This is a genomic window from Mesorhizobium sp. (genome assembly GCF_005063415.1).
Lineage (GTDB): Bacteria > Pseudomonadota > Alphaproteobacteria > Rhizobiales > Rhizobiaceae > Mesorhizobium.
This window is the reverse complement of record NZ_SUEG01000400.1, coordinates 1-287: the sequence shown is the minus strand read 5'-3', so window position 1 is coordinate 287 and position 287 is coordinate 1. Positions and strand designations below refer to the sequence as shown.

Sequence of the window (287 nt, the reverse complement as noted above, 5' to 3'; positions counted from 1 at the left end):
GACGACGACACGCCGCGCAGCGTCAGCGGCAGTTCGAAATCGGCGGCGGCGGCAAACGCCGCGGTGACGCCTGGAACCACTTCGTAGGCGACGCCGGCATCGCGAAGTGCCGCCATCTCCTCGCCGGCCCGGCCGAACACCAGCGGGTCGCCGGACTTCAGCCGCACGACGCGCTTGCCGGCATTGCCAAGCTCGACCAGCAGCGCATTGATTTCGGCCTGGCTCTTGGAATGGCAGCCCTTGCGCTTGCCGACCGGCAGGCGCTCGGCATCGCGGCGGCCCATGGC

The 287-nt window shown here is 70.4% G+C and carries 1 protein-coding gene; it reads right to left on the bottom strand.

All coding sequences use genetic code 11. The features are described from left to right. The coding region (locus E5W70_RS32795; RefSeq protein WP_292665521.1) for an SAM-dependent methyltransferase at positions 1 to 287 on the bottom strand (287 nt) is incomplete at both ends.